This is a genomic window from Paenibacillus sp. sptzw28, from assembly GCF_019550795.1.
Classification (GTDB): Bacteria; Bacillota; Bacilli; order Paenibacillales; family Paenibacillaceae; genus Paenibacillus_Z.
In genome coordinates this window covers 1,356,092-1,373,947 of the sequence record NZ_CP080545.1, presented here as the reverse complement: position 1 = coordinate 1,373,947, position 17,856 = coordinate 1,356,092, and the positions used below count along the sequence as shown (strand labels likewise).

19 protein-coding genes and 1 pseudogene are annotated in these 17,856 nt (G+C 50.6%); 4 read left to right on the top strand and 16 right to left on the bottom strand.

The genetic code is table 11. The features are described 5' to 3' along the window. Positions 1 to 23: 23 nt before the first annotated feature. Both KZ483_RS06370 and KZ483_RS06365 read right to left on the bottom strand, forming a co-directional pair. Complete coding sequence (locus KZ483_RS06370; RefSeq protein WP_220351854.1) at positions 24 to 1,079, bottom strand: LacI family DNA-binding transcriptional regulator; 1,056 nt, start codon at positions 1,077 to 1,079, stop codon at positions 24 to 26. Between the two features lie 191 nt (positions 1,080 to 1,270). After that, positions 1,271 to 2,209, bottom strand: coding sequence for an aldo/keto reductase family protein (locus KZ483_RS06365; RefSeq protein WP_220351853.1), 939 nt, complete (start codon positions 2,207 to 2,209; stop codon positions 1,271 to 1,273). A gap of 177 nt (positions 2,210 to 2,386) precedes the next feature. Between KZ483_RS06365 and KZ483_RS06360 the strand changes: the two genes are divergently transcribed. Beyond that, a complete protein-coding gene (locus KZ483_RS06360) occupies positions 2,387 to 2,719 on the top strand; it encodes a winged helix-turn-helix transcriptional regulator (RefSeq protein ID WP_220351852.1) in 333 nt (110 codons plus the stop codon). A 22-nt stretch (positions 2,720 to 2,741) separates the two neighbouring features. On the opposite strand, the gene KZ483_RS06355 is transcribed toward KZ483_RS06360, so the two are convergent. After that, positions 2,742 to 3,545: a phosphotransferase gene (locus KZ483_RS06355; RefSeq protein ID WP_220351851.1), complete on the bottom strand. Its 804-nt coding sequence runs from the start codon at positions 3,543 to 3,545 to the stop codon at positions 2,742 to 2,744. Positions 3,546 to 3,578: 33 nt separating this feature from the next. Then, entirely contained in the window at positions 3,579 to 4,091 is a 513-nt protein-coding gene (locus KZ483_RS06350; RefSeq protein WP_220351850.1) for a DUF6886 family protein, read from the bottom strand. Positions 4,092 to 4,497: 406 nt separating this feature from the next. Between KZ483_RS06350 and KZ483_RS06345 the strand changes: the two genes are divergently transcribed. Further along, entirely contained in the window at positions 4,498 to 5,121 is a 624-nt protein-coding gene (locus tag KZ483_RS06345) for a GyrI-like domain-containing protein (protein ID WP_220351849.1), read from the top strand. A 138-nt stretch (positions 5,122 to 5,259) separates the two neighbouring features. Here the strand turns inward: KZ483_RS06345 and KZ483_RS06340 are convergent, their stop codons facing one another. Further along, the gene (locus KZ483_RS06340) at positions 5,260 to 7,332 is read right to left on the bottom strand and encodes a serine hydrolase domain-containing protein (RefSeq protein WP_220351848.1); all 2,073 of its coding nucleotides are present in this window, start codon (positions 7,330 to 7,332) and stop codon (positions 5,260 to 5,262) included. 140 nt (positions 7,333 to 7,472) lie between these two features. Between KZ483_RS06340 and KZ483_RS06335 the strand changes: the two are divergent. Continuing rightward, positions 7,473 to 7,666 (top strand): annotated as a pseudogene (locus tag KZ483_RS06335) (EamA family transporter); the annotation flags it as partial. A gap of 118 nt (positions 7,667 to 7,784) precedes the next feature. Here the strand turns inward: KZ483_RS06335 and KZ483_RS06330 are convergent. From KZ483_RS06330 to KZ483_RS06280, 11 genes are all read right to left on the bottom strand, one after another. Then, complete coding sequence (locus KZ483_RS06330; RefSeq protein ID WP_220351847.1) at positions 7,785 to 8,300, bottom strand: DinB family protein; 516 nt, start codon at positions 8,298 to 8,300, stop codon at positions 7,785 to 7,787. Between the two features lie 233 nt (positions 8,301 to 8,533). Continuing rightward, positions 8,534 to 9,055 (bottom strand): DUF2179 domain-containing protein, encoded by a 522-nt coding sequence (locus KZ483_RS06325; protein ID WP_220351846.1) that lies wholly within the window; start codon positions 9,053 to 9,055, stop codon positions 8,534 to 8,536. Next, positions 9,056 to 9,958, bottom strand: a complete 903-nt coding sequence (thpD, locus tag KZ483_RS06320) for an ectoine hydroxylase (protein ID WP_220351845.1) — start codon at positions 9,956 to 9,958, stop codon at positions 9,056 to 9,058. Positions 9,959 to 9,975: 17 nt separating this feature from the next. Further along, positions 9,976 to 10,380 (bottom strand): ectoine synthase, encoded by a 405-nt coding sequence (locus KZ483_RS06315; protein ID WP_220351844.1) that lies wholly within the window; start codon positions 10,378 to 10,380, stop codon positions 9,976 to 9,978. 420 nt (positions 10,381 to 10,800) lie between these two features. Beyond that, positions 10,801 to 12,099 carry a diaminobutyrate--2-oxoglutarate transaminase gene (gene ectB / locus KZ483_RS06310; protein WP_220351843.1) on the bottom strand — a complete coding sequence of 433 codons (1,299 nt, stop codon included), beginning with the start codon at positions 12,097 to 12,099 and terminating at the stop codon, positions 10,801 to 10,803. 14 nt (positions 12,100 to 12,113) lie between these two features. Continuing rightward, positions 12,114 to 12,596: a diaminobutyrate acetyltransferase gene (gene ectA, locus KZ483_RS06305; protein WP_258881705.1), complete on the bottom strand. Its 483-nt coding sequence runs from the start codon at positions 12,594 to 12,596 to the stop codon at positions 12,114 to 12,116. 49 nt (positions 12,597 to 12,645) lie between these two features. After that, the gene (gene ehuA, locus KZ483_RS06300; protein WP_309568673.1) at positions 12,646 to 13,473 is read right to left on the bottom strand and encodes an ectoine/hydroxyectoine ABC transporter ATP-binding protein EhuA; all 828 of its coding nucleotides are present in this window, start codon (positions 13,471 to 13,473) and stop codon (positions 12,646 to 12,648) included. 40 nt (positions 13,474 to 13,513) lie between these two features. Continuing rightward, positions 13,514 to 14,179, bottom strand: coding sequence for an ectoine/hydroxyectoine ABC transporter permease subunit EhuD (ehuD, locus tag KZ483_RS06295; protein WP_220351842.1), 666 nt, complete (start codon positions 14,177 to 14,179; stop codon positions 13,514 to 13,516). Between the two features lie 7 nt (positions 14,180 to 14,186). After that, complete coding sequence (gene ehuC / locus KZ483_RS06290) at positions 14,187 to 14,837, bottom strand: ectoine/hydroxyectoine ABC transporter permease subunit EhuC (RefSeq protein ID WP_220351841.1); 651 nt, start codon at positions 14,835 to 14,837, stop codon at positions 14,187 to 14,189. Between the two features lies 1 nt (position 14,838). Beyond that, positions 14,839 to 15,747, bottom strand: coding sequence for an ectoine/hydroxyectoine ABC transporter substrate-binding protein EhuB (gene ehuB / locus KZ483_RS06285; RefSeq protein WP_220353290.1), 909 nt, complete (start codon positions 15,745 to 15,747; stop codon positions 14,839 to 14,841). A gap of 357 nt (positions 15,748 to 16,104) precedes the next feature. Further along, positions 16,105 to 16,707 (bottom strand): RNA polymerase sigma factor, encoded by a 603-nt coding sequence (locus KZ483_RS06280; RefSeq protein ID WP_220351840.1) that lies wholly within the window; start codon positions 16,705 to 16,707, stop codon positions 16,105 to 16,107. A gap of 270 nt (positions 16,708 to 16,977) precedes the next feature. Here KZ483_RS06280 and KZ483_RS06275 point away from each other — a divergent pair, with 270 nt between their 5' ends. Next, a complete protein-coding gene (locus KZ483_RS06275; protein ID WP_258881558.1) occupies positions 16,978 to 17,853 on the top strand; it encodes a helix-turn-helix transcriptional regulator in 876 nt (291 codons plus the stop codon). The last annotated feature ends 3 nt before the right edge of the window (positions 17,854 to 17,856 follow it).

Here is a 17,856-nt window from a genome sequence, read left to right as displayed (position 1 = left end):
CAAGAAAATTATTGAACAAAATTTTACTCTTTAAGGGGCGCCGTGCTTTCCCGAACGATAAGCTCCGGCTGGATTGAAGTCAGCCTGCTGACTTTTTTGTTCGTAATGAGCTTATGGAGGACATCTGCGGCCATCCGGCCGAGCTCTGTGCACTTCAGGGAGATCGTCGTCAGCTCCGGCATGCTGTTCGCTGCAAAAGGAATATCGTCAAATCCGATGATGGAAATATCCTCAGGCACGCGAAGACCCGCTTTTACAGCGGTTTTAATCGCTCCAATAGCAGTGAGATCGTTTGCACAGAAGACCGCGGTAATACGGCCATGCTCGTTATTTTTCAACAATTCCGCCATCAGCTTCTTTCCCGCTTCGACGGAAAAGCCGCCCTGCAGGATCCTCTTCTTATCGACAGGCAGTCCATTTCTTTCCATCGCCTTCACGTAACCCTGCACTCGTTGGATTGTGTTCGACATTTGCTTGTAGCCGCCTATGAAAGCGATTTCTCTATGGCCCAAATCAATAAGATGCTGCATAGCCATAGCCGCTCCTGCGGATTCGTCAATGACGACCCGATACAGCGAGGCGCCGGGCAAATTACCGTTAATCAGTACAACAGGCAGCCGCTTGTTCACCTCCGCGACTTCCTTGATCAGGTCGGGGTCGCATTTCACCAGGTCGACACGGCCGCCGAGCATGATGATCCCGTCCACCTGTTTCTCAACCAGAATGTTTAAATACTGCGATTCACGCTGATATTGTGCCTGCACATCCTGGTTGGAGGAGCCGGTATCGCACAGAAAGAATGTATAACCTTTATTTCTCGCTTCCTGCTCGAGACCAGCCAGAACCTCAGGGAAAAACGGGTTCGTAATATCCGGCAAAATAATGCCGATCATGCCCGTCTCCTTCTTGATCAGACTGCGAGCAAGCGCATTCGGGGAAAATTGGTATTTGTTGATCAGGGATACGACCCGTTCACGTGTAGATGCTTTGACTGGAGCGGTGTTGTTCAGAACGCGGGACACTGTTGCGACTGATACATTGGCTTCTCTTGCAATGTCGTAAACGGTAACCGGTTTCATAAATGGCTCCACCTCTAGTCGAATAATTCATTTCTTACAGATAAATAACAATATATCAGAATTTTGTTTCAAAAGATATCCGTATTTCTTATTTCTTCAGTCTGGGCCGCCGGGATAAAAAAAAATCCCGCCATTCGTTATTTAAGAAGGGCGGGCTCTCGTTGGTGCTCCAATTCCGTCTGAAGACAATACTAATTGAAAATGTGTTCGATTTGTTCTTTTACGTCATCCGAAAGTACAAAGCCGACGGCTTTTACATTCTCTTCGATCTGCTCCGGGCGGCTTGCCCCCACGAGCGCGCTCGCCACATTGGGCTGACGCAAAATCCAGGCAAGAGCCAGCTGTCCAACCGGGATCCCGAGCTTGGCCGCAACGCCGGAAAGGGCCCGTACTTTCGCGAGCCTATCCTCAGTCAGCCCTTTGCGGACCCATTCCAATCTCGCCGCGCGGCTGTCCGCCGGAACGTCATTCGCAGACGAATATTTTCCTGTAAGCACGCCTTGCGCCAGCGGCGAGAAGACGACCTGCCCAATACCGTTTCGCTCGGCGAACGGTATGACCTCCTTCTCGATATATCGCTCGAACATGTTGTATATCGGCTGATTCACAATGATCCGGTCAAGCAGATAACGATCTGCAATCGCGAGCCCTTCGGCCATTTGGGAGGCCGTCCATTCGCTAACACCGGCATACAGCACTTTACCCTGGCGAATGAGATCGTCAATCGCACGAAGCGTCTCGTACAATGGAGTCTCCGTATCATAGCGGTGGCAGTAGAAAATGTCTACATACTCCACATTCAATCTCTTTAAGCTCGCATGACACTGCTCGATCACATGTTTGCGCGACAAGCCCCGGTCGTTGGGACCTTCACCCATCGGCCAATAGGCTTTTGTCGCCAGAACATAGGACTCGCGCGGAAACGATTTGATCGTCTCACCAAGCAATATTTCCGCAACTCCCTGCTCGTACACATTTGCCGTATCAAAGAAATTAACCCCTAAGTCATAAGCGGTATGTATTGCTTTAACTGCGTTCTCGCGCTCAACGTATCCGCCATAAGTAAGCCAGCTTCCAAGACTGATCTCGCTTACTTTCAAACCGCTGCCGCCCAGCTTGCGGTAATTCATAGGACGCACCCTCCCAGCATTTATCCGAATGGTCAGCACCTTTCCAGATGAAGCCCCACTTCTATTGTGCACATGCTTATATAAATTTATAAAGTAGTGAAAAAAATCTCATTTTATTGAGCGGCATATATATACTATACTGGATGTAAGTAATTATCGGAGAAGGAGACTGCATACATGTCCGTAAATAACTATATTCCGAAGGAACCGGTTTCCATTGATTGCAATGTTGAAAAAACGCTTAATGTTATTGGCGGCAAATGGGCATTTCTCGTGCTCCGTGAGCTCTTCTGCGAGAAAAAAAGATTCGGCGAGCTTCAGCGCTGCATTCCTTCAGTCAGTCCGCGCGCGCTGACCAGCACGCTTCGCCATCTCGAGGAACACGGAGTGCTGGAACGCCATGTGTACCCCACAGTACCGGTGACGGTCGAGTACTCATTAACGCCCAAGGGTATTGATTTGCACCAAATTCTGAAAGAGATGAAGCTCTGGGCGGCCAAGTGGACTTAAACCTGTCGGCCGCCCGCATGCTTCATTCAGAGAGCAATTCATCGATCATACACATCAGCCATTCGCTTTCTCCGGGCACATTCTCCCGAAGTCTGGCAGCCGCGATGGGCAGCATCCATGCCTTGAGCTCATCTTGATGCGCCCCGGTCAGTCGTAAATATTCCTCGCGGTAGTTATCCAGCAAGACCCGCTTGATTTCAGCTACTACCGGCGCCATGGAGGCTGGAATATCCGGAGTTATGTATGGTGAATTTATCATGAGGCATGTCCTGGCGGCATCGCCGAGGGGATCGCCGATACAGGCATTCATCCAGTCGATGATCCCTATTGACTGGCCGTTGACGATAATATTATCCGGATGAAAATCGCCATGACAGATCGAGCTCCCTTTGGGCATGGCACCCAGATATTCGCAAATCCGCTTTGTACGCTCACCAAGCAAAGCGGCCGAATCCCTGACCGCACCGGCAATGATCTCCTTCTGGAGCTGGAGCTTGCCCGTTCCGTCCGACTGGTGCACCCGGGCGTGAAGCTCTGCCATCCGGCGCCCGTACAGCCATGTATTGCCGGGCTCCGCCTGAATCAGCTTCAGCATGGAGCTGCCCTTCAACCGGTCATAGATGATGCCCTTTCGACCTTCAACTTCGATCGTTTCATATACGCTCGGGGAAGGGATGCCGGCGGCCGCGGCGATGGCTCCTGTCTTCGCCTCCCGGTCAATCCAATCTTGCGATACGGAGGAGAAGAAGAGCTTAATAACCCTGTTTTCTCCCCATTCGAATACCTCTGCCGTCAGCCCGCGGCCGATTAATGCGCCTTTATTCATTGCCGCATCCCCCACTCAACTAAAAATCGTTTACTAGTCTTGTTTCCTTGCATTCCTAAACCGGATAATAGAGAAATCGACCGTTGAAGCGACTACTTTGTCCCGAATGGGGTGCAAAGAAGGGGTAAAGGTTAGCTCTACCCGACGGCCTAACAGCTTCTTCAGCAAATCGCCGACCGGTTCGACATTCAATGGAGCTACCTCAGAGGTTGAAATATAATAACCCGCTGTACCGTCGAAGCATTCAAACGACTCCTCAGCGAACGTATAAACATACAGCTTCGTGCTTCGAATCCGTTCCAGCCAGCCATTCTCGACTGCTATGATTTTGGCCGCCGCCGTATGTGAGAAGAAAGCGTTCAGGTCCTCTTCAGTCGTCGAATCCGCCTTCCAGTATATAACCCTGGGACAATCCCTGGGGAAAAAGTAATGCGCCGCGTGCTCTTCATCGATAGCAAACACGACAGGCGGGTAATGCGGGAACGCCGCCGATGGCCGCGGTTTGAATCGTCTGATACCCGGCTCCTCGCTAAAATGATAATACAACTGGGCACTCCTTTCTCCCGGCCCTGAGTACGCCTGGATACCAGCTGGTCGGACCTTGCTTCGCATATACCACGTCGAACCCCCCACAAAGATGAATTTGCCGGCCGGCAAAAACCATCTTATGGGAAATTTAATAAAAAGTATAGACTTATAATAATCCGAAGGCTATAGTAATAGTATAAGTGGTTTGAAACACCACCTTCTATTTGAATCCACCCACCTATTAGCACCTCGTACATGCGACAGTTGATGTCGGATGTTTTTTTATTTTTTGGCTATATTAAATGTCGTTGACACTTACGAACGTTTGTTCTATAATTAGGGTAACATCATTGTTTCGGAGATGATTTACCATGGGCTTGAAGGATCTGAAAAAACTTGCTAATTCCTGGAGGAGATACTGGCTTTGGGCAAAAAGGTAGATTATAAAAAAGATTATAAGCAACTCTATATGCCAAAAAGGTTGCCGGAAATTGTGGTAGTGCCACAGATGCCATTTTTTATGGTCAGTGGTTCTGGGGACCCTAACGGCGAGGAATTCGCCATGGCAACAGAAGCTTTGTACAGTATGAGTTATGCTGTGAGAATGTCTTACAAAAGTGAAAAGGTGCCTGCTGGATACTATGAATATACGGTTTTTCCACTTGAAGGCGAATGGGATTTGCTTGATCGGTCAAAGCCCGCGACTGACAAAAGCAATTTTAAGTACACGATTATGATACGCCAACCCGATTTTTTGACAAAAGTAAATTTCGAACGATTTTTGGAACAATTGAAAAGGAAAAGGTCAAATCCATTCCTTGAGAAAATTCGGTTTGAACATGTCGAAGATGGAATGAGTTGTCAAATGATGCATATTGGAAGCTTTGACGATGAGCCGGAAAGCTTTACGCGAATGGAAGTGTTTTGTACAGAACAAGGATTTATTCGTTCAAGTAAAATTCATCGGGAAATTTATTTGTCGGATCCCCGTAAGACTGAACCGTCAAAGTTGAAAACTGTGTTAAGATTCCCTGTAAAAAAAACCTGATATTCGGAAGTATGATTCGATAGGAGCGCAAATCGGTGTAATCCGTTTATATTCGATTCGTTATGGCAGAAAAGCCGCAGGCTCCCCTCCTGCGGCTTTTCATTTCCAAGCTTCAATCGTTTATATCGCTGTAATATTTTATTTTATAGATAAGTCAAACTTCAATCCGGCTTCACCGGCGAAAACAACGGTACCTTTCTCAGGCAGCACAACCTTATGATCGCCGCTGATCACGGTGAAATTCACGCATGTGCCTTTCTCGTCATAGACGGCAAACGAGCTGTTTGCAGGCATTTTCACCTTCATGGTCCTGCCTGCGGCCTTCACGGGCACCTTATACCACTTGGCATGACCGCTCGCCGCAATGGTAGTCGAGGATTTTGGACCGGTATAGAGCGGCTTCACTGCATCTTCATGCACATATAGGCTGCCCGCGGCTTCGAGATATTCGGCTCCCTCCCGAGTATAGAAGTTATACTCCATGAGGTCTCTGCCGCTAAGTGCCGGAATTTGCAAATCGCTGGAAGCCGTATTCGGGCCGGTTATTTTTTTGTCCAACACATATCCGGGTGCTTCCTTGATCAAATCCACGCTGAGGGATGACATTATCAAGTACGCCAGCGATGTATATTTTTCGCTGACCAGGTAATATTTCTTGCCGTCTCGATCCATCCAGGTGACAGCGGTCTCTTCCGGTATCTCCTGAGCCGCGAGCTTCTCGGCTATATAATGCGAGAAGGCCGTCTGGCCAAGCCCTGGAAGCGAGACATACTGTCTGGCCCACATATATGTGCGGCCATTCTCCTCCGTCACGAAGCTGATCTTTGTATTCCCATCCGCACTCATGAAAGAACCGTCCGCCGTATACACGTATTTATCAGCCGGGAAGTCCGGCATTTGCACCAAAGACAGCGTCAATTCGCCGGCATTGCTGATGTCTGTTTTGATCAATTGATTCGTTGCTCCATACATCCCTGCATTCTTCTGTATTTCCAACGTGATATCCGACGCAGCAGGTGTGCCATGCGACTTCTCGGGTTTGAATTCGGTGATGATCCCTTTCTCTTTGAGCGCTTGAAGCAGCAAATCGTTCGCCAAGAATTGATTAGTCGTGCTGGAGCCACCGGAAGAGAGAACGGCGGCAGCCATGTCATGGTCTGGAAGTACAACGAGCGATGCGTGATAAAGGATCGTATCTCCGCCTTTCGTCAGCGCCTTAATGCCGTAATCGCTGAACGGAAACAGGTTGACACTGTCCCAACCGAGACCGAAGCTGAAAGACGTATCCGCATCATCGGGCCATAAGCCATTCTTATATTCCTCTTGTTCCATCGCTTCGATCGATTCATCAGAAAGTATGCCTTCAACTTGGCCTGTGAAGATTTGCGAGAATCGGGCAATGTCTTCGGCCGTTGAATATACGCCGCCCGTCCCAATAACGTTGACCGACTCGTTCGGCAGTTGTCCCTCGTATGTAGGAAAATATAGACCCGCCATCCTGGATGCGTCCAACTGGTCCTGCGGCGTCTTCGTATCGGACATTCCAAGCGGTTTAGTAAAATTCTGATGGATATAAGAGGTATAATCCATGCCGCTGACCTTCTCCACCATAATCTCCGCCAACGTAAACCCGTCGTTGCAATAAACCGAATAAGCGCCCGGGTCGGCCTTTAATTTCTGGTTGGCCAATTGTTCCAACAGTGAATCGTGCGCATAGGTATCGTTATCTTCAAACAAAAAAGAGTTCGCGAGCGACGATCCGTTAAGACCGGAGGAATGATTAAGCAGCATCCGCGGGGTAATCTGCTTGTATCGTTCGTCTTTCATCGTAAAACCGGGAATATACGTGACGACAGGCGTATCCAGATCTACTTTTCCCTCTTCTGCCAGCTTCATCACGGCCGCCGTAACGAACATCTTGCTCGTGGACCCGATGCCGTACATCGTATCCGCCGTCAACGGCCTTTTCCCTTTCTCATCGTTTCGACCGGACTGACCGGATACGACAATGCTGCCATGATCGATAAGTGCATACTGAACGCTTGTCGTACCGTAAGTTTCCGTGAGCAGTGCGGCTTTCTCCGCCGCTGACTTCCGCGTCTCTTCGTAGTTAAGTGCAGTGCTCTGGCCGGCAGCCATTGCTCCAGTTGGAGCAAGCATCGCCATCACAAGCGCCGCTGCCAGCATCATCCTGGATTTTCTTCGTCTCATTAAGAACCTCCTTAAGGTTTAGTCTAAATTCAATACGTACATAAATTCCAAAAGTATTCATTTTTTGAATAAATATGAAACTGATGCTTTAATCATGGTCCAGATAATCAGGCAGCCCTCATCCTCAGCGAATGAGAGATGTTGGCTATCTGTGGTGGAACAAAGGCAAGAAATCAGGGCAAGTAAAACATCTCTATTTTTCAATCTTGTCCCTGTTGTAACTATGATTGTTTCGTTTGCTGCCGGTTTACCTGTATCCATCCATCAAACATTGGGTGCTGTTTTGGTTATGTTGGGGGTACTGACAGCTTCAAGGGGTTTTCATTTCTCTTAGAGGGCACGTTCCTATCGAGGAAAATTCGGAAAGAAGCGCATGTTGTGACACAAACTGGCACCTGTGCTCTGCAGGGCCAGTTTTTTAGCTTTCTTCTTGGTTTTGATCGGAAGAGGGTTCAGTGCGGCATCAGATACTTCTCACGCACGACATTCAGATGGTGGAGGGCGTGTCCGATAATGAAGTATGCAAGCGCGACGGCTGTGGTTGCAGCATTGTTGATCACCCCGGCACGGCGCAGCTCCTCCCCGTTCAATCCCTGCACCAGCGTTATGGAAGCTGTCCGGACGGCGCAAAACTCGGCGATCAGTTCAGCGAGCGGACGACGGTCGAAGCTGGTTCCGTTCACAAAGATATCCTGATGTCTCGGCAGCGGCGTCTTATCGCCCCTTGCGGCACAGAGCAGCCGATAACTCATGATCCGCTCCGTGTCGATGATGTGTCCGAGCACTTCTTTCAGGCTCCATTTTCCCTCATCATAACGGTAGAAGCTTTGCTCTTCGCTGAAGGAGCTGTACAACGAGAGAAGATCCTGCTCTTGGTCCTTAAGCAGCTGTACCAGATCACCTTCTTGCACTGCGTTGATGTATCTGCCCCATTGGGGGTTAAAGTCGCCTTCTTTAGGTTTGTTCATGGTTAAGGCCTCCTCAGCTTGGTAAATTTCTCTATTAATTTTACCAGAGTTAAGAGTTTTCCGATAATGAGACAGCACCGAATATTTAGGCAAATAACAACGGGATTCCGACGGCGCAAAACAAAAATCCTTTACCCGGTTTGTTTAAACGACCAGGTAAAGGTTTTACGCTCACAGTGTACAGTTTTGGATGCTATAAGTACACAATTGCTGAGTTCTGCCATCTCAAACTTTTATCGCTCGATCATTTTGGCCCAGAAGCCGCCTTTGAACTGTCTCGGTTCATGGGAGATGACGAATGCTTTGGGGGCAATCATCATAATGCTGCTCATAAGCCGTCTTTCGTTGCTCCGTTTAACGAGCACCTGCATGACCAGACGCCTGCCGTCTCTGCCGTCCGCCGTCCAAGTCGTCACCCCGTAGCCGAAGCCGCGCAGCTTGTCCGGCAGGGTGGACTTATCGGATTCGGTAATTACTTGAACGACCGAGTAGCCAAGCGCCAAATATTCCTCGATCCTGCTGCCGAGGTAAACGCCGAGTCCGAACCCCACGCAATAAGCCGCCATGTGGATTGGATTGGACAGGTTATTAAGCACAAGATTTAACCCCGCCAAGTAAATAAATACTTCAGCCATGGCAAGGAAGGATGCCGCGCCCCTCCTTCCTTTAATCACGAGGATAAGGCGCAGCGTGAATATCGAGACATAGGCGATGTTGATCGCCATGATGGAGAGGATGAGCAGGAGCGGGCTCATCTATCGATAGGAGCGCGCGGCTATATAGTCCGGTCTTGGCGTTTGCCCCGAATAGGGCTCCGCCAGTGTGTTCTCCACGCTGTTGTAGACAAGAAACACATTGCTGCGTGGAAGCGGCGTAATATTACTGTTCGATCCGTGCATAATGTTGCAGTCGAACAGCACGATGGACCCGGCTCCCCCGACGATCGTTTCGATTCCGCCTTCCTCCACCAGCGCTGTCAAGCTGTCCGGGTCGGGAACGCCATATTCCTGGCGGCGAAGCGATTGCTTGAAATGATCATCCGGCGTGCGGCCGACACAGGAGACGAATTTCTTATGTGAGCCGGGCACAACCATAAGCGGACCGTTGAAATGAAAATTGTCCTCCAGCGCTATCGAGCAGCTGAGCGCGCGCATTGACGGCATCCCGTCCTCCACATGCCACGTCTCAAAGTCCGAATGCCAGTAAAACTCTTTGCCCGTAAAGCCCGGCTTGAAATTGATGCGGGATTGGTGAATATAAGTCTCCGAACCAAGCAGGTGGTTCACAATTGAGGTCAGCCGCGCATTTGCCGCAAGCTGCTTGAACAGTTCATTATTCTCGTGTACGGCGAAGATTGACCGCACATCGGTGCCTCCAGGCTCTCTTATGACATACTCGGCATCGCGCTGACCATAAAGCTTTTGCAGCTTCCTGAGCTCCAGACGCCACTGTGCAATTTCATCCTGCGAGAAGAATTTATCCAGGAACAGATAGCCGTTTTTCTCATAAAATGCGGACTGCTCCTCCGGCAGCGGACCGTCTTTGTGCGATTTGGCATAGACGACCGGGTCTTCCCGATCAATCACGGCCGGCTTGTCGGCAATTCGTGAGGGATACTTGTCTGGCGGCTGCTTTACCTGGAACTGCTCTGGTCTCATATACGGATACATCTTAATCAGCACCTCGCTTCCAATTCGTTGTCTTCCACCAATGGATAAACGCCGTCTTGATCATGAACCTCGCGCCCGGTCAGAGGAGGGTTGAACACACAAACCATCCTGAGCCGGGTATTTGCACGAAGGTAATGCTTCTCGTGTCCATCCAGCGCATACAGCATTCCCGGCCGAATTGGATATACTTCGCCGGTGGCGAGCTCGATCTCGCCTTCCCCCTCGATACAGTAGACCGCTTCAACATGGTTACGGTACCAAATCATAGTCTCTGTACCGGCTTTAATAAGAGTATCGTGCATGGAGAACCCCATACCGTCCTTACGGAGAAGGAGCCGGCGGGCATTCCAAGTGTCCGTATCGACATCATCTTTAGTACCAATGATTTCGTCCAGTTGCTTTACTTTCATATGAATGCGCTCCTTAAGAGTTTTTAACGATGCTTCCGGGGGTTTCACCTCTGCGAGTTAAAAACTCACTTCGAAAGCATACGCTGAGTTTTTAACGATGCTTCCGGGGGTTTCACCTCTGCGAGTTAAAAACTCACTTCGAAAGCATACGCCGAGTTTTTAACGATGCTTCCGGGGTTTCACCTCGGCGAGTTAAAAACTCACTTCGAAAGCATACGCTGAGTTTTTAACGATGCTTCCGGGGGGTTCACCTCTGCGAGTTAAAAACTCACTTCGAAAGCATACGCTGAGTTTTTAACGATGCTTCCGGGGGTTTCACCTCGGCGAGTTAAAAACTCACTTCGAAAGCTTACGCTGAGTTTTTAACGATGCTTCCGGGGTTTCACCTCTGCGAGTTGAACCTCACTTCGGAAGCATACGCTATACGATTGCCTCGACGGGTTCGGCTTGAACGACCTCCACGAAGCTTTTGCGGATGATTGCGAGTCCCTCCTCAAGAACGGAAGGCTCGATAGTGAGAGGCGGCATCAGCTTCGCCACTTCGTCGTACGGCCCTGATGTTTCCATAATGACGCCGTTTTTGAAGGCGGCAGCGCTTAAACGGGCGGCAAGCTCGGGCTTTGCGAAGGATATGCCCTGGATCATGCCCCTGCCTTTGATGTGCGCATCCACCTGGGGATGATCGGCCAGAAGCTGCTCCAATGCATTGTGAATCCTGCGTATTTTTCCGGCGAGTTCAATTTTGAACGTGTCCTTCTCCCAATAGGAGAGCGCTTCGGACGCCGCCACAAAGCCGAGATTATTGCCGCGGAAGGTGCCGTTATGTTCGCCCGGCGACCACAGGTCGTATTCCGGTTTGATCAGGGTGAGCGCTAGCGGCAAGCCGTAACCGCCGATCGACTTCGACAGACAGACAATATCCGGCTCAATGCCGGAGCCTTCGAAGCTGAAGAAGGAGCCGGTGCGGCCGCAGCCCATCTGCACATCATCGACGATGAGCAGAATATCATGCTTCCGGCACAGCGCTTCAATCCGCCGCAGCCAGGCGAATCCGGCTACATTCAGACCGCCCTCTCCTTGAACCGTCTCCAGAATGACCGCTGCCGGCAGATCGACTCCACTGCCCGGGTCGCCCAGAAGCTTCGCCAATATCTCCGCCGTATCGATCCGTTCGCCGAGGTATCCGTCATAAGGCATAAAGGTCGTGTTCGGAAGATCCACGCCCGCTCCTTTTCGTTTAAACGTGTTACCCGTCGCCGCCAGCGAGCCGAGGGACATACCGTGAAACGCATTCGTGAAGCAAATTATATTGGTTCGGCCAGTCGCTTTGCGGGCGATTTTCAACGCGCTTTCTACGGAATTGGTTCCGGTTGGACCGGGGAACATGATTTTGTAATCAAGTCCGCGCGGTTTTAGAATCGACTTATTAAACCGTGTAAGAAACGCTTCCTTCGCTTTCGTCGCCATGTCCAGGCTGTGCGTCACACCATCGTCAAGCATGTAACCGATCAGCTTGTGACGGATTGCCGGATTGTTGTGTCCATAATTAAGCGCTCCTGCGCCTGCAAAGAAGTCGATATATTCATTGCCCTTCACATCCCACACCTTGGCATTTCTTGCTTTGTCGAACACAGCCTGAAAGCTGCGGCAGTAGCTCCGCACTTCGGATTCCAGCGTGTCAAAAACATGCAATGTACCGGCTTCCTTGGGAAAATTCACCGAATCACTCCTTCTTATTTGTTGTTCATAATAGGTCCGATGCTCAGCAGCAGCTCCGGCTCATGGGCGGATGCTTCGGGAAAGAACCGCGCCGGGTAGCATTCGGTAAGCGACGATTCACAGCCCTTTTCTTCGGCAAGCCCGAGAAACAAACGCCGCGATGCCGTATTGTCCGGACCAATCGTCGCTTCGACGAAGCGGATATCCGCATTTTCCCGGCGCGCAAGCAGCTCCCTCAGCATTCTCTTCCCCAAGCCCTGCCCCTGCATAGAGCCCGCGACCGCAACCTGCCAAACAAACAGCGTTTGCGGCCGGTCCGGCCTGCGATATGCAGAGATGAACCCGACAGCTTCACCTGCCTGCGCGGCAATCACGCATGTATCGCGAAAGATATCGCAAAGCATGATGTAGCTGTAGACCGAGTTCAAATCGAGTGAACCGGTTTCCTTGATAAGACGCCATACCCTTTCTCCATCGGAGGGGGACGGTTTAACCAGCGCCAGCGTATCGACAGCTTCTATCGTTCCTCACCCCTTTGCCTGTCAATCAGGCCCGTGCTAACGAGAATCGTCCAAGAAAAGACTGAAGACGCTCGCTCTGCGGATTTTCGAATATTTGTTCAGGGGTTCCCTCTTCGACAATGCGGCCCTCTGCGCCGAAGATGACGCGATCCGCCACTTCCCTGGCAAACTCCATTTCGTGTGTAATAAGCAGCATGGCCATATCGCCTTCATCCGCGATCTCTTTAATAACCTCAAGCACCTCGCCGACAAGCTCCGGATCGAGTGCTGAGGTCACTTCATCGAAAATCATCACTTTAGGCTGCATGACAAGCGCCCTGGCTATTGCAACGCGCTGCTTCTGTCCGCCGGACAGCTGAGAAGGATAGACATCCAGCTTCTCTTCGAGTCCGACCTTGCGAAGCATCGTAACGGCGCGCTCGTGCGCCTCTTCCTTCGTCAAGCCCAGAACGCTGCGGGGCGCCATCGTTACATTGCGAAGCACACTCAAGTGGGGGAACAGGTTGAAATGCTGAAATATCATACCGACCTTGCCGCGCATCCGGTGCAGGTGCTTTTCGCTTGCCCGTACAAGCGTCCCACCAACTTCCATATGCCACAGAAGCTCGCCGCCAAGCTCGATCGTACCGCTGGTCGGCTCTTCCAGTGTCATTAATAATCGCCCCAGCGTAGTCTTGCCGGAACCGCTGGGACCGATCATGGCGATTTTCTCCCCCGGGTAAATGTCAAGATCGATCCCTTTGATCACTTCCAGCTCCCCGAAGGATTTCGTAATACTGTTATACTTCACAATCGGCTGGATCACCTTATCGGGCACGGGATTCGGCAGGGTCTGCGCGGCTGCCGCAGCCACATGTTCCAGTTGTGCATCCACTTTCGTTATTCCTCCTTCACTATCTTTGGACAAATCTGCCGTTCAGTCTCGTTTCCACGGCTCTTACCAGCGCCGATAAAACCAAGCTGACGAGCAGGAACAGCACGCCGACAATGGTATAAGGCTCGAATACGCGGTACGAGACGGAAGCCGCATTCTTCGCGGTAAGCAGCAGCTCCACAAGCGTAATGGCGGATAAAATCGGCGTTTCCTTGAATATGACGATCAGATAATTACCCATGACCGGAATTACCGGCGGAATGGCCTGCGGCAGTATAACCTTTAGCCAAGTCTTGGCCTTCGTTAAATTGAGCGCCGAGGCTGCTTCCCATTGACCACGGGGCACCGCGTCAATCCCCGACCGGTATACCTCGGACATATAAGTGCTGTAATGCAGACCGAGGCCGATTACTCCCGTCGTAAAAGCCGAAAGCGAGAACGGGGTAAGCATCGGCAGACTGTAATAGAGAAAAAACACCTGTACGAGCAGCGGCGTGCTGCGCACGAATTCTACGAAGCTGCGGACCGTCATCCGGACTGCGGCAAATCTGGACCGATAGGCTACCGCCAGCGCCAGGCCCAGAAGAGACGCGACCAGAAACCCGCACAAAGTGGCGGTTAACGTAACGCGAAAAGCGCTCATCAGCTCGGGCAATAAGGAATATACATAATCCCATTTCCACATGTTCCGTTCACCTCCAAGCCGCGTATTTGCGTTCCAGCAGCCGGATCGTTACCGTAATGCATGCGGATAAAATAAAATAAATCACGAGCAGAAGACCGAAAATTTGCGGTGTCCACGGATAAAAATTATTGCGCAGTATCGTCGCTTGATAACAGAGATCCGTCAGCGTAATGAAATAAACAAGCGAGGTTGATTTGAGCTGCTCGATAAGCAGGTTGCCGAAGGGAGGCAGCATCCGCACGACCGCTTGCGGAATAATGACGCGCCACATCCGCTGCGTCCGGGTTAAATTAAGCGCCAGTGCAGCTTCCCGCTGGCCGGACGGCACTGCAAGGATGGCGCTTCGGACGATTTCCGATCCATACGCCCCGTAGTTCAAGCCGATCGCCAGCACCGCAGCCGTCATCTTAGGCAGCTCAATACCGACAAAAGGGAGAGCAAAGTAGATCCAGAACAACAGAACAAGCAGCGAGCACGCCCGAAAAAAATCGACATAAACGCGGGCGATGCCGCGGACTAGCGCATAGCTCGATACCCGGCAAAGCCCGGCGACGACGGCCATCACCAGTGACACAACCGCAGACAATACCGTGACCTCAACCGTTATCTTCGTGCCTTCGAGCAGCAGTGGGAGCATATCCGACCAGACCGGATTCATGTTACCCTTTGCAGAGCTGCTCGGCTGTTGCGTCCCCGGGCAGCTCCTGCTCGGTGAAGCCGAACTTCTTCAGTATCGTCAGCAGCTCGCCCGACTCCTTCATCTTCTGCAGCTCCGCATTGAAGGCCTGCTGGAAAGCGGTATCCTCCGGCCGGAAAGCGGTAGCGCCGAATCCGCGTACATCCTTGCCATCCACGACAGGCTGCTCGAAATCCATCACGCGTTCCAGATTGCCGTCTTTAGCCGTATCGAGCCGGGACTGCAGGGCTGGTCCTGTCATTGTCATGACGTCTGCACGGCCCGACTGCAGAGCGCTGACGGCGCCGTCCTGATCCGGAACGACGACCATCCGTTCTTCCGGTACTCCCGATGCTTTCAAATAGCCGATTTCAACCGCACCGGCCATCACGGCAACCTTGGCTTTATCGTTATCCGCGATGGATTTGTAGCTGTTTAGCTTAAGCGGATTTCCTTTCTTGACCGCAATTGCTTCCCCAATGCTGTATTCAGGATTGGCGAACAGCACTGCCTGACAGCGGTCCGGGTTAATAAACATCCCAGCCGTGATCAGGTCGAACCGTTTGGCCTGCAGTCCGGCGATAAGTGAGGTAAACTCCGTCAGCTCGCCTCTCATTTCATTGATTCCAAGCCTCTGCAGAATGACGCGGGCGATCTCAACCGCCTCGCCTGTCAATTTTCCATCCGCACCTTTGTAAGCATACGGATTCTCATTCGCAAATCCTACCGTAATAAACCCCTGCTTCTTGGCTTTCGCTAGTGTATCTTGAGCTGCTTCATCGCCTGTTCCGCCTGAACTGCCGCTTGCCGCAGCCGGATCATTTGTCTTTTGTCCGCAGCCTGCCAGCAAAAGCATCGGCACCACAAGCACGATGATTGCCCACCCTTTCATCTTCAAAAGTTCCCACATCCTTTCCACATTTATTAATAACACTTATATAAGGCTATCACCTTTATTCCATTAGGTCATTTCCAGAATTATCTGATAATTAACCTTATTTATGGCTCTCCTTTCCAGAGCGCGCCTCATCGGACGAATCCTCCCTTTTCCTCCCAAATAAAGTCGAATCCTCCCCGATACAATGGTTTACATAGTTATTCTTCTGTGTTATATAAATATTTTTTATTTTACAATCGACATATTTCCTCGTTATATCTCATAATAATTTTTTATATTTTGAAAACCACGCTAATATGCCAAAAAAACCATCTCCTTTCGCACATGCGAATCGGAGATGGTTCTAATGTTTCAGTACGTATAGCGCTCGTAATTCATAACCGCCTTGGTCCATCGTTCTACGGTTACCATTTGTCCCGGCCGCCGTAACGAAGTATTGCGTTTCGGTATCACCAATGCCGTCTCTTCAACATTGTCATGGCCCTTCAACCGTTCGCGCAGTAACCGCTTTGAGCGGTGAAGCACCATTTTGACGGCAGGAACCGTGCAGTGGAGCTCATCGGCGATATCCCGGTAGGAGTAGTGGAATACCTCGGCGAGCATAAGCATGTCCACTTCCCGCTCCGATAAATGCTCCGCGAGCCATTCGAGCAGCCCGCGCACGGAAGCATAATTCTGGTCGTTATAAGGCTGATTCATGGCTTCATCAATGGGTACGATTGTTCCCCGTCGCCGGCGGTGCGCGTCGATGTGCAAATTTCTGGCGATTCTGAGCAGGAGAGCTCGGGGATAGTGAACCTCGCCGGAATTGTTGTATTGACTAAAGGCCCGGAGGAGCGTTTCCTGACGCAGATCCTCCGCTTCCCATTTTGATGCGGTCAAGTAAAAGCAGTATGTCCTCAAATGATTAAGATGCGGCATAATCAAATCTTCGAACTTGGCCCACGGCTTCATGCTCGGGCGCCCCCTCGCTGTATAGGCTGGCATCGTACCTTGCATGATCAGTGTAACAGGCCATTATGAACACCATGTGAAAATTGGTTGTATTTCACATCTTAAACTAGTTATAATATAGTTCAACAAAGTTGAACTATTTATTGAATACGGCTTGTAAGCGTAAAATTGCAGGAGAAGTCTCTTCGTCCATCGAATAATGGAGTTGTTCCAATTTTCAAATAAATCAGCTCGGGGTGATTGCTGATGCCGTCTTTTTCCTTCTTGAAAATGGGCGTAAGGACTCCGCTGGTTTTTGTTTCCAGCGGACAATTCGCTTCCGAAGAGGCGTGGAGCCATGCAAGTCGAATCATCAACAGCTTTGAAGTCATTATCGGTGTAAACAAAACACTCTACATCAAGCAGGACGATACTGAATACCAGGTCGCTCCAGGTGAAGTCCTGCTCCTCCTCCCGGGGCGGGTTCACGCCGGCTACCGGGAGTGCGAGCCGGGAGTATCCTTTTATTGGCTTCATTTCAAGTGTACGGGCCACTATGAGCTTCTGCCCGAGAGCGAGCTTGCGGATGAAATCGGGCGGCTAACCGGGAGTTCGGCGGAACCTGCCAAAACCGAATCCGTTTACCTCCCTTTGTATCACCATCCCAAAAGTCTGGAGCGGGTCAATATTTTGTTCCATCAAATGCAGCATCTGGCCAAATCGAACAGCTTTATTGCAAGCGGCGTCCACTATCTGCTTACTTCGTTATTAATCGAGCTGTCAGAGCAGGCACTGTCCAAATTCCACTCCACCGCCCAGACAGACTTGGACCGGAGGCTCGTCGACATCCTCGAATGGATTCGCATTCACACCTCCGGCCCGTTAACCGTATCCTCGGTCGCCCACAAATTCGGCTACAACAAAGATTATTTGTCCCGCTTCTTCAAGCAGAAAATGGGGAAAACAATGCAGGAATTTATTCATCAGCAAAAATTGTCGAAAATGAAGGACTTTCTCTCCCGCACTAATCTCAGCATTAAAGAGATCACCTACCATGTCGGGATGAACGACGAGAAATACCTGCTTAGGTTATTCAAGAAATATGAGCGAATGACGCCTACCGAGTTCCGAAGGGCGTATTATCTGAAGCACATGAATAACGATTAAACG

Excerpts from the sequence above, each read along its gene's own strand:
- thpD (WP_220351845.1), bottom strand. The coding sequence starts at position 9,958 with ATGAGACCAGAGCAGTTCCAGGTAAAGCAGCCGCCAGACAAGTATCCC.
- ehuB (WP_220353290.1), bottom strand. The coding sequence starts at position 15,747 with ATGAAAGGGTGGGCAATCATCGTGCTTGTGGTGCCGATGCTTTTGCTG.
- KZ483_RS06365 (WP_220351853.1), bottom strand. The coding sequence starts at position 2,209 with ATGAATTACCGCAAGCTGGGCGGCAGCGGTTTGAAAGTAAGCGAGATC.
- KZ483_RS06340 (WP_220351848.1), bottom strand. The coding sequence starts at position 7,332 with ATGAGACGAAGAAAATCCAGGATGATGCTGGCAGCGGCGCTTGTGATG.
- ehuD (WP_220351842.1), bottom strand. The coding sequence starts at position 14,179 with ATGTGGAAATGGGATTATGTATATTCCTTATTGCCCGAGCTGATGAGC.
- KZ483_RS06360 (WP_220351852.1), top strand. The coding sequence starts at position 2,387 with ATGTCCGTAAATAACTATATTCCGAAGGAACCGGTTTCCATTGATTGC.
- KZ483_RS06325 (WP_220351846.1), bottom strand. The coding sequence starts at position 9,055 with ATGAGCCCGCTCCTGCTCATCCTCTCCATCATGGCGATCAACATCGCC.
- KZ483_RS06370 (WP_220351854.1), bottom strand. The coding sequence starts at position 1,079 with ATGAAACCGGTTACCGTTTACGACATTGCAAGAGAAGCCAATGTATCA.
- KZ483_RS06355 (WP_220351851.1), bottom strand. The coding sequence starts at position 3,545 with ATGAATAAAGGCGCATTAATCGGCCGCGGGCTGACGGCAGAGGTATTC.
- KZ483_RS06330 (WP_220351847.1), bottom strand. The coding sequence starts at position 8,300 with ATGAACAAACCTAAAGAAGGCGACTTTAACCCCCAATGGGGCAGATAC.
- KZ483_RS06275 (WP_258881558.1), top strand. The coding sequence starts at position 16,978 with ATGGGCGTAAGGACTCCGCTGGTTTTTGTTTCCAGCGGACAATTCGCT.
- ehuC (WP_220351841.1), bottom strand. The coding sequence starts at position 14,837 with ATGAATCCGGTCTGGTCGGATATGCTCCCACTGCTGCTCGAAGGCACG.
- KZ483_RS06315 (WP_220351844.1), bottom strand. The coding sequence starts at position 10,380 with ATGAAAGTAAAGCAACTGGACGAAATCATTGGTACTAAAGATGATGTC.
- KZ483_RS06280 (WP_220351840.1), bottom strand. The coding sequence starts at position 16,707 with ATGAAGCCGTGGGCCAAGTTCGAAGATTTGATTATGCCGCATCTTAAT.